Annotated in this window: 12 protein-coding genes; 7 read left to right on the top strand and 5 right to left on the bottom strand. The window is 69.5% G+C overall.

Annotated elements, in window-relative coordinates; translation table 11 throughout:
• Positions 1-185 precede the first annotated feature (185 nt).
• On the top strand, positions 186-1,346 hold the full coding sequence (locus OHT74_RS25995) for an alkaline phosphatase PhoX (RefSeq protein WP_328621542.1): 1,161 nt from the start codon (positions 186-188) through the stop codon (positions 1,344-1,346).
• Positions 1,347-1,402: 56 nt separating this feature from the next.
• Here the strand turns inward: OHT74_RS25995 and OHT74_RS25990 are convergent, their stop codons facing one another.
• The 3 genes from OHT74_RS25990 to dusB all read right to left on the bottom strand — a co-directional run bounded on the left by OHT74_RS25990 (position 1,403) and on the right by dusB (position 7,073).
• The gene (locus OHT74_RS25990) at positions 1,403-2,455 is read right to left on the bottom strand and encodes an ArsR/SmtB family transcription factor (protein ID WP_328621541.1); all 1,053 of its coding nucleotides are present in this window, start codon (positions 2,453-2,455) and stop codon (positions 1,403-1,405) included.
• A gap of 390 nt (positions 2,456-2,845) precedes the next feature.
• Positions 2,846-5,554: a pyruvate, phosphate dikinase gene (gene ppdK, locus OHT74_RS25985; RefSeq protein ID WP_328621540.1), complete on the bottom strand. Its 2,709-nt coding sequence runs from the start codon at positions 5,552-5,554 to the stop codon at positions 2,846-2,848.
• Between the two features lie 376 nt (positions 5,555-5,930).
• Positions 5,931-7,073, bottom strand: a complete 1,143-nt coding sequence (dusB, locus tag OHT74_RS25980; protein WP_328621539.1) for a tRNA dihydrouridine synthase DusB — start codon at positions 7,071-7,073, stop codon at positions 5,931-5,933.
• A gap of 64 nt (positions 7,074-7,137) precedes the next feature.
• On the opposite strand from dusB, the gene OHT74_RS25975 reads away from it, so the two are divergent.
• A complete protein-coding gene (locus tag OHT74_RS25975; protein WP_266667212.1) occupies positions 7,138-8,592 on the top strand; it encodes an MFS transporter in 1,455 nt (484 codons plus the stop codon).
• A 28-nt stretch (positions 8,593-8,620) separates the two neighbouring features.
• Here OHT74_RS25975 and OHT74_RS25970 read toward each other — a convergent pair whose 3' ends face one another.
• Positions 8,621-9,076 carry a MarR family winged helix-turn-helix transcriptional regulator gene (locus OHT74_RS25970; protein ID WP_266667210.1) on the bottom strand — a complete coding sequence of 152 codons (456 nt, stop codon included), beginning with the start codon at positions 9,074-9,076 and terminating at the stop codon, positions 8,621-8,623.
• Between the two features lie 91 nt (positions 9,077-9,167).
• Here OHT74_RS25970 and OHT74_RS25965 point away from each other — a divergent pair, with 91 nt between their 5' ends.
• From OHT74_RS25965 to OHT74_RS25950, 4 genes are all read left to right on the top strand, one after another.
• A complete protein-coding gene (locus tag OHT74_RS25965; protein WP_328621538.1) occupies positions 9,168-9,515 on the top strand; it encodes a DoxX family protein in 348 nt (115 codons plus the stop codon).
• Positions 9,516-9,569: 54 nt separating this feature from the next.
• Positions 9,570-10,598, top strand: coding sequence for an aldo/keto reductase (locus OHT74_RS25960; protein ID WP_328621537.1), 1,029 nt, complete (start codon positions 9,570-9,572; stop codon positions 10,596-10,598).
• 21 nt (positions 10,599-10,619) lie between these two features.
• Positions 10,620-11,213, top strand: a complete 594-nt coding sequence (locus tag OHT74_RS25955; protein ID WP_266667204.1) for a TetR/AcrR family transcriptional regulator — start codon at positions 10,620-10,622, stop codon at positions 11,211-11,213.
• Positions 11,214-11,363: 150 nt separating this feature from the next.
• Positions 11,364-12,077, top strand: coding sequence for a VC0807 family protein (locus OHT74_RS25950; protein ID WP_266667203.1), 714 nt, complete (start codon positions 11,364-11,366; stop codon positions 12,075-12,077).
• 84 nt (positions 12,078-12,161) lie between these two features.
• Here OHT74_RS25950 and OHT74_RS25945 read toward each other — a convergent pair whose 3' ends face one another.
• A complete protein-coding gene (locus tag OHT74_RS25945; RefSeq protein ID WP_266667201.1) occupies positions 12,162-13,544 on the bottom strand; it encodes a glycine--tRNA ligase in 1,383 nt (460 codons plus the stop codon).
• 156 nt (positions 13,545-13,700) lie between these two features.
• On the opposite strand from OHT74_RS25945, the gene OHT74_RS25940 reads away from it, so the two are divergent.
• Positions 13,701-14,687, top strand: coding sequence for a metal ABC transporter substrate-binding protein (locus OHT74_RS25940; RefSeq protein WP_328621536.1), 987 nt, complete (start codon positions 13,701-13,703; stop codon positions 14,685-14,687).
• The last annotated feature ends 13 nt before the right edge of the window (positions 14,688-14,700 follow it).

Below are 14,700 nucleotides of genomic sequence, written 5' to 3'. Positions count from 1 at the left end.
CAGGGCGGAAAGTCCCGCGGTTCGTCACATCGTGCGGAGCGAAACATCGTGCGGATCGAACGCAAACCGGTCGCCCCCGCGTCACGCCGCGTTGAGGCTGCGGCAATTCGGCCCTCGTAGGGTCCTGTGCGCGTGCGACTCCGCGCCTGACCGGGTGCGGTGCCCCTCCTCCCACAGGAGTGACCGTGGAACGTCGTACCTTCCTGCGCGGCGCCGTCATCGGCTCCTCGGCCGCCGCCTTCGGCGGCACGCTGACGCACGGGGCCGCCTACGCGGCGCCCGCCCAGCCCGGCGCGGGGCCCTACGGGGCCCTCGGCGCGGCGGACGCGAACGGCATCCAGCTGCCCACGGGCTTCAGCAGCCGGGTGATCGCCCGGTCCGGCCAGAACGTCGGCCCCACGAGCTACAAGTGGCACAGCGCCCCCGACGGCGGCGCCTGTTTCACGGACGGCACCGGCTGGATCTACGTCTCCAACTCCGAGATCAACCCGTCCGGCGGCGCGAGCGCGGTGAAGCTGAACTCCTCCGGGGCGGTCACCGGCGCCTACCGGATCCTCTCCGGCACCCGGCAGAACTGCGCCGGCGGCAAAACCCCGTGGAACACGTGGCTGTCCTGCGAGGAGGTGAGCCTGGGCTACGTCTACGAGACCGACCCGTACGGGGTGAACGCGGCCGTGCAGCGGCCGGCTCTGGGCCGGTTCAAGCACGAGGCCGCGGCCGCCGACCCGGTGCGCCAGGCGATCTACCTGACCGAGGACGAGACCAACGGCTGCTTCTACCGGTTCCTGCCCACGGCCTGGGGCAACCTGTCCTCCGGCACCCTCCAGGTGCTGGTGGCCGGCACCGCCACCTCCGGCTCCTTCACCTGGGCGAACGTGCCCGACCCGGACGGCTCGCCGACCACGACCCGCACCCAGGTTTCCGGTGCCAAGCACTTCAACGGCGGCGAGGGCTGCCACTACGCCGGCGACATGGTCTGGTTCACCACCAAGGGCGACAACCGGGTCTGGCAGGTCGACCTGGCGAGCGGCACGTACGAACTGGCCTACGACGACTCGCTCGTGCCCGGCGGCGCGGCCCCGCTGACAGGCGTGGACAACGTCACCGGGTCCTCGTACGGGGACCTGTACGTGGCCGAGGACGGCGGCAACATGGAGATCTGCGTGATCACCCCGGACGACGTGGTCGCCCCGTTCCTGCGGATCACCGGCCAGTCCTCCTCGGAGATCACCGGCCCGGCCTTCTCCCCCGACGGCACCCGGCTGTACTTCTCGAGCCAGCGCGGCACGACGGGCAGCTCCTCCGGCGGCATCACGTACGAGGTGACCGGACCCTTCCGGGTCTGACGGTGGCCCTCCCCACGGCCCCGGACCGCGATTGCCGGTCCGGGGCCCGCGGGCGGCTACGAGGCCACCGCGCCTCCCTTGAGGAGCGCGGCCCCCAGCGGGGTCACCGTGTGCAGGACGGCGTTGCCCCGGCGCAGGGTGGTGACCAGGCCCGCCTCGCGCATCACGCAGGCGTGCTGGCTCGCGGAGGCCAGCGAGACCCCGGCCCGGCGGGCCAGCTCGCTGGTGGTGGCGCCGTCGCCGATGGCCCGCAGCACCACCGAGCGGGTGTGCCCGACGAGCTTGCCCAGCGTGCGCTGGCGCTGCTCCTCCAGGGGCCGAATCGATTCGCCGCCGGTGGGCGCCGAGGCAAGCTGCGCGGCGGCCGGGTAGACCAGCACCGGGGGCAGCTCCGGGTCGTGCAGGGTCACCGCGGTCTTCCGGCAGAAGAACGACGGCTGGAGCAGCAGCCCGCGCCCCCGCAGCCGTACGTCGCGGTCCACGGGGTAGTCGCACTCCAGGACCGGAGCCCGCCAGCGCAGCATCGGCGGCAGCGAGGCCAGCAGCTCGTCGGCGCCGCCGTCGAGGAGGGCCCGGCCGCGTGCGGCCCGCTCGGCCTCGATCTGGGCCTGGATCTGCGTCCAGTACGGCTCCACGGCCGCCCGGTGGTAGCCGCGCAGCTCGCCCAGCAGCCTCGGCAGGTGCTTGGTGCCGCCGTCCATGAAGTCCCGCAGCCGCCGCGGGACCGGCGCGTCGGCGCCTCCGCTCACGGCCGAGGGCATGCCGAACGCGGCCCCCACGCCCGTGCCCGCGCCCAGCAGCGTCAGCTCGCGCCGCATCCGCTCGGGGCGGATCCCGCGCAGGGCGTCGAGTCCCACGTCCCACCCGTACTGCCCCTCCACAGGGGTCAGGAAATCGGGAAAATACCCGCGACTCGGTATGAGCGCACCAAGTAAACGTGTTTCACTATTCAACCTGCTCCGGGTTTCCGTACGCCATTCACCGAAGAGCCGGGCATCGCGCCGGTCTCTTAAGCGGTGAAAACTCAGAATCGTTTCCCACAACGCATCGGGACGCCCTGCCATCCGTACGCGTGCCAGGTCCACTCCAGTGAAATGGATACGCAGCACCGAACCCCCACCTGTGCAACCGCAATCCCCCCGCCCCATGAGTATGCATGCCGTCACACGACGTCACCACGCCCTTTCGGCCACAGTTGAAACCCCTTTCGGCGGGGGCGTGACAACCGAAATCCTGTACTCCGCCAGGGACACTCCAGTGCGACCGAAACGCTCCGTGAAGGCCGTGGGGGGCTTTGCGGGGCCTGGCGGTCGGTCGCACCGGGAAGCGCCGACGTGCCTGGCAGATTGACAGCAGGCGGTGGACGGGTGGGGATCCGTCCACCGCCTGCTGGCGTAAAGATTTGTTGAACAACAAAAAATGGGCGCGTCCGCCCTCGGGGGTCAGGGAACCCGGGGGCGGACGCGCAGTCAGCAGGCCCTGTCAGGGCCGTGGAGGGGTCAGCGGCTGTCGCTGCCCTTCGCCTCGGCGGCGGCCCGGCCGGCCTCCAGGCGCGCCACCGGAATCCGGAAGGGCGAGCAGGAGACGTAGTCGAGACCGACCTCGTGGAAGAAGTGGACGGACTCCGGGTCGCCGCCGTGCTCGCCGCAGACGCCGAGCTTGAGGTCGGGGCGGGTGGCCCGGCCGGCCTGGACCGCACTGCGGACCAGCGCGCCGACACCGTCCTTGTCGATGGTCTCGAACGGCGAGACCCCGAAGATGCCCTTCTCCAGGTACGCGGTGAAGAAGCTGGCCTCGACGTCGTCGCGGGAGAAGCCCCACACCGTCTGGGTCAGGTCGTTCGTGCCGAAGGAGAAGAACTGCGCCGCCTCGGCGATCTGCCCGGCCGTGAGGGCGGCGCGGGGCAGCTCGATCATCGTGCCGATGGTCAGCTTGAGGCTGGTGCCGGTCGCGGCCTCGACCTCGGCGATGACCGCGTCGGCCTCCTCGCGGACGATCTCCAGCTCCTGGACGGTGCCCACGAGCGGGACCATGATCTCGGCGCGCGGGTCGCCCTTGGCGTTCTTGCGCTCGGCGGCGGCCTCGGCGATCGCCCGGACCTGCATGGCGAACAGACCGGGGATGACCAGGCCGAGACGGACACCGCGCAGACCCAGCATCGGGTTCTGCTCGTGCAGCTTGTGCACGGCCTGGAGCAGGCGCAGGTCGTTCTCGTTGGCGTCCTTGCGGGCCTCGGCGAGGGCGACGCGCACCGACAGCTCGGTGATGTCGGGCAGGAACTCGTGCAGCGGCGGGTCGAGGAGGCGGACGGTGACGGGCAGGCCGTCCATCGCCTCGAACAGCTCGACGAAGTCCTTCTTCTGCAGCGGCAGGAGGGCGCTCAGTGCCGCCTCGCGCTCCTTGTCGGTGTCCGCGAGGATCAGGTGCTCCACCAGCTCGCGGCGCTCACCGAGGAACATGTGCTCGGTACGGCACAGGCCGATGCCCTGGGCGCCGAAGCGGCGGGCGCGCAGCGCGTCCTCGGCGTTGTCGGCGTTGGCACGCACCCGCAGCCGGCGGACGCGGTCCGCGTACGCCATGATCCGGTGCACGGCGGCGACCAGCTCGTCGGCGTCGTCGGCGCCGGCGTGCATGCGGCCCTCGAAGTACTCGACGACCGGGGACGGTACGACGGGTACCTCACCGAGGTAGACCTTGCCGGTGGAGCCGTCGATGGAGACGACGTCGCCCTCTTCGACGACCGTTCCGCCGACCGTCATGCGGCGGCGCTTGGTGTCGACCTCGAGGTCCTCGGCGCCGCAGACACAGGTCTTGCCCATGCCGCGGGCGACGACGGCGGCGTGCGAGGTCTTGCCGCCGCGGGAGGTCAGGATGCCCTCGGAGGCGATCATGCCGTCCAGGTCGTCGGGGTTGGTCTCGCGGCGGATCAGGATGACCTTCTCGCCGGAGCGGGACCACTTGACGGCCGTGTACGAGTCGAAGACGGCCTTGCCGACCGCCGCACCCGGGGAGGCGGCGATACCGCGGCCGAGCAGGGTCGTCTTGGCGCCCTCGTCGAAGCGCGGGAACATCAGCTGCGCCAGCTGGGCGCCGTTGACGCGCTGGAGGGCCTCGGCCTCGTCGATCAGGCCCTGGTCGACGAGCTGGGTGGCGATCCGGAAGGCGGCACCGGCGGTGCGCTTGCCGACGCGGGTCTGCAGCATCCACAGCTGGCCGCGCTCGATGGTGAACTCGATGTCGCAGAGATCCTTGTAGTGGGTCTCCAGCGTCGTCATGATCGTCATGAGCTGGTCGTAGGAGGCCTTGTCGATCGCCTCGAGGTCCGCCAGCGGGACGGTGTTGCGGATGCCCGCGACGACGTCCTCGCCTTGGGCGTTCTGCAGGTAGTCGCCGTACACGCCGGCGTGGCCGCTGGCGGGGTCGCGGGTGAACGCGACGCCGGTGCCGGAGTCGGGGCCGAGGTTGCCGAAGACCATGGAGCAGATGTTGACCGCGGTGCCCAGGTCGCTCGGGATGCGCTCCTGGCGGCGGTAGAGCTTGGCGCGGTCGGTGTTCCACGAGTTGAAGACCGCCTCGACGGCGAGGTCCAGCTGCTCGCGGGCGTCCTGCGGGAACTCGCGGCCGGCCTGCTTGGCGACGATCTTCTTGAAGCGGGCGACCAGCTTCTTCAGGTCGGCGGCGTCGAGGTCGGTGTCGACGGTGACCTTCTTGGCGGCCTTGGCCTCGTCGAGGGCTTCCTCGAAGAGCTCGCCCTCGACCCCGAGGACGGTCTTGCCGAACATCTGGATGAGGCGGCGGTACGAGTCCCACGCGAAGCGCTCGTTGCCGGCCTGGGAGGCGAGGCCGACGACGGACTCGTCGGAGAGGCCGATGTTGAGGACCGTGTCCATCATGCCGGGCATGGAGAACTTGGCACCGGAGCGCACGGAGACCAGCAGCGGGTCGTCCGACTGGCCGAGCTTCTTGCCCATCTTCGCCTCGAGGGCGGCCAGGTGGGCGCTGACCTCGTCGCGCAGCGCGGCCGGGGCCTCACCGCTGGCGAGGTAGACCTTGCAGGCCTCGGTGGTGATGGTGAAGCCGGGAGGGACCGGCAGACCCAGGTTGGTCATCTCGGCGAGGTTGGCCCCCTTGCCGCCGAGAAGGTCCTTGAGGTCGCGGTTTCCCTCGGTGAAGTCGTAGACGAACTTCTGATCTTTGTTTTCCGACACGGGTCTCGACTCCTCGAGGACTCGGTGGCTGCCCTGACGGCCAGGAACATACCCAGATCGAAGGCTTCTGGGTACGTCCACTTGGTCGTCATACGGCTGTAACCACTCGTGCGCCAGCAGATCGAAAGTAACCGATGAGTAGCCAGAACCTACGAAGAGCGTTCACCTCCCGAAGGATCAAGAGCCTCTTGAGGCTTGTTTCCGCTCGGATGAGCGATCATCGATACATTTGCGTTCAAGTCTTGAACAAACAAAGGGTGGCACCCAGTGCCACCCTTTGGAAGTCTTACCCGTGATTTTCGCGCTCATGTGAGCGCAACCCCACCCATGCGTGGCGTATGTCACGCCGCCGGCGGCATAATTTGTCAGCTGTTTCTCAGCCTCCGGACGTGTCCAGTTCGGCGTCCTCGCTCACCCCGGCACAGTCGTACGGATCCTTCAGCCAGCCGTCCGGCAGGACAACCCGGTTGTTTCCGGACGTCCGGCCGCGGGGGCCGTCCGCGCTGTCGGGCCACGGCTGGTCCAGGTCGAGCTCGCTCAGATGAGCATCCAGCTCGGCCAGGGACGAGGTGACCGCCAGCCTCTTCCGCATCTCGGAACCCACCGAGAAGCCCTTGAGGTACCAGGCCACGTGCTTACGGAAGTCGATCACCCCGCGCGCCTCGTCGCCGATCCACTCGCCCAGCAGCTCGGCGTGCCGGTGCATGGTGGCCGCGACCTCGCGCAGCGTGGGCTTGTGGAAGTCTTCGGGGCGCCCCTCGAAGGCCGCCACCAGGTCGTTGAACAGCCACGGGCGGCCCAGGCAGCCGCGCCCGACGACCACGCCGTCGCAGCCGGTCTCGCGGACCATGCGCAGCGCGTCCTCGGCGCACCAGATGTCGCCGTTGCCGAGCACGGGGATCTCGGGCACGTGCTCCTTGAGCCGCGCGATGGCGTCCCAGTCGGCGGTCCCGCCGTAGTGCTGGGCGGTGGTGCGCCCGTGCAGGGCGATGGCGGTGACGCCCTCCTCGACGGCGATCCGGCCGGCGTCCAGGTAGGTGAGGTGGTCGTCGTTGATGCCCTTGCGCATCTTCATGGTGACCGGCAGGTCGCCGGCGCCCGCGACGGCCTCGCGCAGGATCGCGCGCAGCAGGTTCCGCTTGTACGGGAGCGCGGAGCCGCCGCCCTTGCGGGTCACCTTGGGGACCGGGCAGCCGAAGTTCAGGTCGATGTGGTCGGCCCGGTCCTCTTCGACGATCATGCGGACCGCCTTGCCGACCGTCGCCGGGTCGACTCCGTACAGCTGGATCGAACGAGGCTTCTCGGTCTCGTCGAAGTGGATCAGCTGCATGGTCTTCTCGTTGCGCTCGACCAGGGCGCGGGTCGTGATCATCTCGCTCACGAACAGCCCCTTGCCGCCGCTGAACTCGCGGCAGAGGGTACGGAACGGGGCATTGGTGATGCCGGCCATGGGGGCGAGCACCACGGGGGGCTGCACGGTGTGCGGGCCGATCGCGAGCGGCGGGGGGAGCGTGGTCATCCCCCCATTGTCGCTTAGCCGAAGCACAGCACGCATTTCTTTAGTTAGGCGTACTATCGTAAGCATGTCCGAACCGAGCCGCCGCAGGAGGATGCTGGTTCTGGCGATCTGCTGCATGAGCCTGCTCATCGTCAGCCTCGACGTGACCGTCCTCAATGTCGCCCTGCCCTCGATGCGCCGTGAGCTGGACGCCTCCGTCGCCGGTATGCAGTGGACGATCGACGCGTACACGCTGGTCCTGGCCTCACTGCTGATGCTGGCGGGCTCCACGGCGGACCGGATCGGGCGCCGCAAGGTCTTCGCCGCGGGGCTCGTCGTCTTCACGGCGGGTTCGCTGCTCTGCTCGCTGGCGCCGACCTTGGAGTGGCTGATCGCCTTCCGGATGGTCCAGGCCGTGGGCGGCTCGATGCTCAACCCGGTCGCCATGTCGATCATCACCAACACCTTCACGGCTCCGCGCGAGCGGGCCCGCGCCATCGGCGTCTGGGGCGCGGTGGTCGGCATCTCCATGGCCGTGGGCCCGCTGATCGGCGGGCTGCTCGTGGATTCGGTCGGCTGGCGCTCCATCTTCTGGATCAACCTCCCGGTCGGGCTGCTGGCCTTCGCGCTGACCCTGCGGTTCGTCCCGGAGTCGCGGGCCGGACACCCGCGCCGCCCGGACCCGGTGGGCCAGCTGCTGGTCATGGCCCTGCTGGGGTCCGTGACGTACGGGATCATCGAGGCGCCGACCGCCGGCTGGAGCTCGCCGGTGATCCTCGGCTGCACGGCCCTGGCCGTGGCCTCGCTGGCCGGGCTGCTGTTCCACGAGCCGCGGCGGCCGGAGCCGCTGATCGACCCGCGGTTCTTCCGGAGCGCTCCGTTCAGCGGCGCGACGGTGATAGCGATCAGTTCCTTTGCCGCGCTGTCCGGGTTCCTGTTCCTGAACACCCTGTACCTGCAGGACGTACGGGGGCTCAGCGCGCTCGACGCCGGGCTCTACATGCTGCCGATGGCCCTGATGACGTTCCTCTGCGCACCGCTGTCGGGCCGACTGGTCGGCAATCGGGGGCCGCGGCCCTCGCTGCTGATCGCGGGGACGGCGATGGCGGCGAGCGGGGTGCTGTTCGCCGCCTTCTCCGCGGAGACCTCGACACCGCTGCTGTTCACCGCGTACGTGCTGTTCGGGCTAGGCTTCGGCATGGTGAACGCGCCCATCACCAACACGGCGGTCTCCGGGATGCCCCGGGCCCAGGCGGGGGTCGCGGCCGCGGTCGCCTCCACCAGCAGGCAGACCGGCGGCACGCTGGGCGTGGCCGTGATCGGCGCGGTCCTGGCGGCCGGGACGGCGGGCGGCGCCGATTTCGTCGAGGCGACCCGGCCGGCCTGGTGGATCATCACGGGCTGCGGGCTGCTCGCACTCGTCGTGGGCGCCGCTACCAGTGGCCGGTGGGCCATGGGGACGGCGGCGCGGACCGCCCGGACGCTGGAGCGGACGGCCATGGCGTCCTCGCAGGCGGCCGGAACTCCGCCGCGCGGCTGACGACCGGGCAGGCTGTCCAGGAGGCCGTCTACTCGCCGCAGTTGAAGTCGTCGGCGTTCGAGTCGATCCGGGCCAGCAGGCCGCGCAGTGCGTCCTGGTCCTGCGGCGAGAGCGCGGCGAACATGGAGAGTTCGACCTCGTCGAGGGCCGCGTTCGTCTTGGCGAGGGCGGCCGATCCGGCCTCGGTGATGGCCACGTTGTGGCGGCGGCGGTCGGCCGGATCCCGGCGGCGCAAGGCGAGGCCCTCGCCCTCCAGGTCGTTGAGGATGCCGACCAGCACGCTCGGGTCCACCTCGAGCTGCTCGGCGAGTGCCCGCTGGCCGATGGGGCCGTCCTCCAGGCGCATCAGCGTCATCGCGTGCCGTGGGGGGAGCCCGGCCGCGCTGAGCGCCTTCTTCATGCGGGTCTCGGTGATCGAGCCGTGCCAGGCCAGCAGCAGGCCCAGCCGCTGCGGTGGGTGCGGAGACTCCTGAGCTGCCGTCATATCAGACATCGTAACAACCGGGGAATGGTTGCGTAGGCTCGATCGTTGATGCTATTCAATGATTTGACACCCCCGATCGTTGGAGCTCCTCATGTTCATTGCGTACGCCGTCGTCGCCAGCCTGCTCGCACTCGTCCTGGTCGCGTCCGCCACGCTCACGCTCCGGCGCAACGACGCGATCGTGGCGAGCATGCAGAAGGTCCGGGTCCCCGACGCCTGGCTGCCCCGGCTGGCCACCCTGAAGGCGGCCGGCGCGACAGGCCTGGTCGCAGGCCTTTGGGTGACTCCGCTGGGCGTGGCCGCGGCGGTCGGCGTGACCCTCTACTTCATCGGCGCGGTCATCAGCCACCTGCGCGTGAAGGACTTCGAACTGGCCCCGGCGGCCATCCTCGCCCTGGTCGCCGCGGCGGCGCTCGCCCTGCGGGTGGCGGCCCAGTAACCCTGACGGGTGACAGATATTGAAATCTGTCACCCGTCATGCCATGGTTGTTCCATGACCAAGAACGAGAACACCCGCACCCTCGGCTCGACCGGCCCCTCCGTCTTCCCCCTGGGGCTGGGCTGCATGGGCATGTCCGCCCTGTACGGGGAGGCCGACCGCACCGAGTCGATCGCGACCATCCACGCCTACCTGGACGCCGTGCCCACCGGCGCGAGTGCGCTGCTCGACACCGGCGACTTCTACGGCATGGGGCACAACGAGATGCTCATCGGCGAGGCCCTGCGCACCGCGCCCGCCGCTGCCCGGGAGCAGGCACTGGTCAGCGTGAAGTTCGGTGCCCTGCGCACCGTCGAGGGCGGATTCACCGGCTACGACGGCCGCCCCGAGGCCGTCAAGAACTTCCTGGCCTACTCGCTCCAGCGCCTGGGCCGGGACCACATCGACATCTACCGGATCGCCCGTGTCGACCCGGCCGTCCCGATCGAGGAGACCATCGGCGCCATCGCCGAGGCCGTCGAGGCCGGGCACGTGCGGCACATCGGCCTCTCCGAGGTCGGCGCGGACACGCTGCGCAGAGCGGCGGCCGTGGCCCCGATCGCGGACCTCCAGATCGAGTACTCGCTGATCTCCCGCGGCATCGAGGAGGAGATCCTGCCGACCGCCCGCGAGCTGGGCATCGGCGTCACGGCGTACGGGGTACTGAGCCGCGGTCTGATCAGCGGGCACTTCAGCCGCGACCGGGAGCTGGCGCCGGGCGACTTCCGCGGGATGAGCCCCCGATTCCAGGGCGAGAACCTGCAGCGCAACCTCGATCTGGTCGACGCCCTGCGCAAGGTCGCGGAGGACAAGGGGGTCAGCGTCGCCCAGACCGCGATCGCCTGGGTGCTCTCGCGCGGCGAGGACATCGTGCCGCTGGTGGGCGCCCGCCGCCGGGACCGGCTGTCCGAGGCACTGGGTGCCATGGACGTGGAGCTGACCCCTGCGGACCTGGCGGCCGTCGAGGAGGCGGTCCCGGCGGGAGCCGCGGCCGGCGAGCGGTACCCGGAAGCGCAGATGGCCCACCTCGACAGCGAGCACTGAGCGGGCGGTACGGTCGTACTCATGCCCCCCGCAGCTGCCGAGCCCCTGACACCCGAGCGCATCCTCGAGACCACCGAGGAGGTGCTGCGCCGCTACGGCCCCACCAAGGCGACCGTGGTGGACGTGGCCCGCGCCCTGGGCGTCAGCCACGGCAGCGTGTACCGGCACTTCCCGTCGAAGGCGGCGCTGCGCGAGGCCGTCACCGACCGCTGGCTCGCCAAGAGCGTCGTCCGCCTGGATGAGATCGCCTCCGCCCCCGGCGCGGCCGCGCCCTCCAAACTGGAGGCCTGGCTGGAGGCGTTGTTCGAGGCCAAGCGGCACAAGGCCGGTGACGACCCGGAGCTGTTCGCGACGTACACGGTGCTGCTCGCCGAGAACAGCGGTGTGGTGGACCACCACCTGAGCCAGCTGATCGACCAGTTGGGCCGGATCATCTCCGAGGGTGTCGAGGCAGGCGCGCTCAGTGCGCCCGACGTGCCGGCCGCCGCCCGGGCGGTGTTCGACGCCACCGGCCGTTTCCACGATCCGCAGTACGCGGCCGACTGGCTCTCGCCCACGATCATCACGGAGTTCGAGGCCGTCACCGCCCTCGTGATCCGGGGCCTGCGCGCCTGACCGGGTCGGCAACGCACGCAACGCAACGTCCGGAACCAGCCGCTCCGGACAGCTTGATGATCATTTTGGGCGCGTCTGGCTTGTCTGTCCCCCGTCAAACTCCATACGGTCCCCCTACCGCACTTCATCAGGCACGTTCCAGGGGGAACCTTGTCCGCTCAAGCAACTCAGGCAGTGCAGCCCGGGCCTCCGGCCCGTTCGGGTGGCGCCGCCGCCCTCGGCTGGATTCTGACCATCGGCCTCAACGTGGTCGCGCCGATCCTCACGTACAACCAACTGCACGACCACGGCTGGAGCGAGTTCGGCGCGCTGCTGGCCAGTGGCGCCTGGCCGCTGCTCGACAGCGCCATCATGGTGGCCTGGCGGCGCAAGCTCGACGAAATCGCCATCATCACCCTGGTGTTCCTGGTGATCACTGCCGTGGTCCCCTTCGTGGGCGCCCAGTCCGCCCAGGCCCTGCTGGTCAAGGACTCCTTCGTCACGGGCCTGTTCGGGCTCATGTGCCTGGGGACGCTGCTCGCGCCGCGGCCGCTGATGTTCTACTTCGGCCGGAAGTTCGGCACGGACGGCACCCCTGCGGGCGTGGCGTACTACAACGGCCTGTGGCGGTTCGAGGGCTTCCGCACCGCCCAGCGCCGCATGACCCTGGTCTGGGGCGTGGTCTACCTCATCGAGGCGGCGGTCCGGATCGTCCTGTCGTTCGTCCTGGACACCTCCACCATGGTGGCCCTCAGCCCCTTCATGATCTACGGGACGCTCGGCGGCCTGGCCCTCTGGACGGTCCGCTTCGTCAAGCGCACCAAGGCGGAGGGTGAGAAGCGGGCCGCCGCCGCGGCCGAGCAGGCCGGGGGCTCCGCGGCCTGACCGGGCCGTCCGCGCTACACGTGAAAAGACCGGTGGCCCGGTGCGCGATCAGCGCACCGGGCCACCGGTCTTTTCAGGCGGGACCTAGCAGCCGAGCAGGCGGCTGCCGAGGTAGCTCTGGATCTGGTCCAGGGAGACGCGCTCCTGCTTCATGGTGTCGCGCTCGCGCACGGTCACCGCGTTGTCGTCCAGGGTGTCGAAGTCGACGGTGACGCAGAACGGCGTACCGATCTCGTCCTGGCGGCGGTAGCGGCGGCCGATGGCGCCCGCGTCGTCGAACTCGATGTTCCAGAACTTGCGCAGGTCGGCGGCGAGGCCCTTGGCCTTCGGCGACAGCTGCGCGTTGCGGGACAGCGGGAGCACGGCGACCTTGATCGGGGCCAGGCGCGGGTCGAAGCGCATCACGGTGCGCTTCTCCATGACGCCCTTGGCGTTCGGGGCCTCGTCCTCGTTGAACGCGTCGAGCATGAAGGCGAGCATGGCGCGGTTGACACCGGCCGCCGGCTCGATGACGTACGGGGTGTAGCGCTCCTTGGACTCCTGGTCGAAGTACACGAGGTCCTGGCCGGAGGCGGCGGAGTGGGCCTTGAGGTCGAAGTCGGTGCGGTTGGCCACGCCTTCGAGCTCGGAGAACTCACTGCCGCCGAAGTTGAAGCGGTACTCGATGTCGGCGGTGCGCTTCGAGTAGTGGGACAGCTTCTCCTTCGGGTGGTCGTACCAGCGGATGTTCTCCTCGCGGATGCCGAGGTCGCGGTACCAGTTCCACCGCTCCTGCATCCAGTACTCCTGCCACTGCTCGTCCTCGCCCGGCTTGACGAAGAACTCCATCTCCATCTGCTCGAACTCGCGCGTGCGGAAGATGAAGTTGCCCGGCGTGATCTCGTTGCGGAAGGACTTGCCCATCTGCGCGATACCGAACGGGGGCTTCTTGCGCGAGGTGGTCTGCACCTGGGCGAAGTTGGTGAAGATGCCCTGGGCGGTCTCGGGGCGCAGGTACGCCTTCGAGCCGGTGTCCTGCGTCGGGCCGAGGTGGGTCTCCAGCATGCCGGAGAACTGCTTCGGCTCGGTGAACTGGCCCTTTACGCCGCAGTTGGGGCAGTTGATGTCGGCGAGACCGTTGGCGGGCACGCGGCCGTGCTTGGCCTCGTACGCCTCTTCCAGGTGGTCGGCGCGGTGGCGCTTGTGGCAGGAGGTGCACTCGGTCAGCGGGTCCGAGAAGGTCGCGACGTGGCCGGAGGCCACCCAGACCTCGGGGGCCAGGATCACGGACGAGTCGATACCGACGATGTCCTCACGCCCGGTGACCATCGCCTTCCACCACTGGCGCTTGATGTTCTCCTTGAGCTCGACACCGAGCGGGCCGTAGTCCCAGGCGGCCTTGGTGCCGCCGTAGATCTCACTGCACGGGAAAACGAAGCCACGGCGCTTGCTCAGGCTGACGATGGTTTCGATCTTGTCGGCGGCCACGGTGCTCTCTTCATTACGAGGACGAACGGCGAAGACTCAAGGTTACCGGCGCCCGCACCCCCCCTTTCAAATCGGGACCCCCTTCCACGGCCCCTCCCCCGGGCCCCTCACCTGGGTTTTTGACAACCGTTTCCATCTTTGATGAAAATGGATGTCATGAACGTACGACGCCTCATACCCGCCGCCGCTCTCGCCGGAGCCGTCACCCTCGGCGCGACGGCCCTCACCGCCTGCTCCGGAGCCTCGGCCGCCGGGGGCGGCAAGGACGGCAAGCTCGACGTCATGTCGTCGTTCTACCCGATGCAGTTCCTCGCCGAACAGATCGGCAAGGACCACGTGAAGGTCGCCACCCTGACCAAGCCGGGCGTCGAACCGCACGACCTGGAGATCACCCCGAAGCAGACCGGGCAGCTCGGCGAGTCCGACGTGGTCCTCTACCTCAAGGGCCTCCAGCCCGCCGTCGACAAGGCCGTCGCCCAGTCCGGCGTGAAGCACGTCGTCGACGCCGCCAAGCTCACCAGGCTGGAGGTCCACGGTTCCTCGGGCCACGACCACGCCCACGAGGGCGAGGAGGGCCACGCCGAGGGCGAGGAGGGCCACGACCACGGCCACGGCGAGGCCGGCGAGGACCCGCACGTCTGGCTCGACCCGGTGAAGTACGCCGAGGTCGCCAAGGGCGTCGGCGCGACCCTCGAGAAGGCCGACCCCGAGCACGCGGCCGACTACCGCAAGAACACCGACGACCTGGTCGGCAAGCTGGCCGCGCTCGACGCGGAGTTCAAGGACGGCCTGAAGAACACCGCGTCCAAGACCTTCATCACCACGCACTCCGCCTTCGGCTACCTCGCCGAGCGCTACGGCCTCGACCAGGAGGGCATCTCCGGCGTCGACCCCGAGTCCGAGCCGAGCCCGGCCCGGATGAAGGAACTCCAGGCCGTCGCGAAGAAGGACAATGTCTCGACGGTGTTCTTCGAGAGCCTGGCCAGCGACAAGACGGCCAAGACGCTCGCCGCCGACACGGGCCTGAAGACCGACGTCCTCGACCCGCTCGAGGGAATCACCGACAAGTCCCAGGGCGCTGACTACTTCGAGGTCATGCGGTCCAACCTGAAGAACCTGCAGAAGGCGCTCGGTAGCAAGTAATGGCAGTAACGGA

Origin of the sequence: Streptomyces sp. NBC_00354, assembly GCF_036106915.1 — a bacterium.
GTDB lineage: Bacteria > Actinomycetota > Actinomycetes > Streptomycetales > Streptomycetaceae > Streptomyces.
This window is presented reverse-complemented; position numbering and strand designations above follow the sequence as displayed.